The organism is Acinetobacter lwoffii (assembly GCF_024129735.1).
Taxonomy (GTDB): domain Bacteria; phylum Pseudomonadota; class Gammaproteobacteria; order Pseudomonadales; family Moraxellaceae; genus Acinetobacter; species Acinetobacter lwoffii_H.
In genome coordinates, this window is the sequence record NZ_JAMXXK010000108.1 from 1 (window position 1) to 1,151 (window position 1,151).

The window sequence follows — 1,151 nt, forward strand, 5'->3', positions numbered from 1 at the left end:
TTTGCCAGTGTTGATCTGTCAGCATGGTACGAGGCATAGCGAATAGTAAAATTGGGTTTGGCGATTTGATTTTACTACTTCGCTATTTTTTAAGCTAAAAGTGTCAACACACCCTAATGACAAAATATAAGACTTCTACCTCTGAAAATTATAAAAAATCAATTTTTTTGATTTTTAAAGAATGAGGATATAGTATTTGTAAAATTACTTAGCTGCTTAAAACTTAATTCTAATTGGTTAATAGGTGAAAAATGAAATTAGCAGAAGCTCTCTTACTTCGAAGTGATCAACAAAAAAAAATTATTTCACTAAAACAACGTATCAATGCAAATGTATTGGTACAAGATGGTGATAAACCATCTGAAGATCCAAATGAACTACTAAAACAAGTATTTGCTTTAATTCAAGAATTTCAAAAATTAAGTTATGCAATTCATGAAACTAATGCTTTAACAAAATTAAATGATGGTCGTTCTTTACTTGCTTTATTGACTTTGCGTGATGAATTTGTAGAACAGCACAAAACCCTAACTGCAGCAATAAGTAATACATCTCGTGAATCTGATCGTTATAGTACGCGGGAAATAAAGTGGCATAAAGTTATTCCAGTTTCATCACTACAAAAACAAGCTGATGATATTAGTCTTAAATTACGTGATTTAAATGTGTTGATTCAGTCGAGTAATTGGAAAATTGATTTGATTGATGCCTAATAGTCCTTTAGATATAATCAAGTTGAACATACTGGGCGAGTACAAGATCCCTTACTTCCACAACATAGGATTGTAAATAAAGTGTAGTGGCTTGCAAAGCAAGTGGATAAGCTTAAAATTTTAAGTACAAATCAATCCATCACTTGGCATAACTCAAATCTTTGTGCGAACAAAGTTACATGTTACTTATAACTACCATGTACTGACAGTATGTTCACCTCAATTACTAAAAATAAAGAAATGAGCAAGCACCAGCTCAACTACATTTCTATTTTTAATTCGGTTCGGCTTTGTTGCATAACGAGCTGAAAGACAGATTTTGAAAACAGCAGATTCAAATCACAAGTTGAACCGTACCGGGTTTGTCGGAGACTTTTTTATTTAAGTTAGGCCACCTGACCTAACGGGTTAATCTTATCATAGTACATTGCTTCAAAC

General features: G+C 32.4%; 1 protein-coding gene. It reads left to right on the top strand.

Going from position 1 to position 1,151, the window contains the following annotated elements; translation table 11 throughout:
* Positions 1–251: 251 nt before the first annotated feature.
* Positions 252–713, top strand: a complete 462-nt coding sequence (locus tag NI469_RS15665) for a DIP1984 family protein (protein ID WP_180039238.1) — start codon at positions 252–254, stop codon at positions 711–713.
* Positions 714–1,151: the final 438 nt, after the last annotated feature.

Coding starts and splice junctions, on each gene's coding strand:
- NI469_RS15665 (WP_180039238.1), top strand. CDS start 252: ATGAAATTAGCAGAAGCTCTCTTACTTCGAAGTGATCAACAAAAAAAA.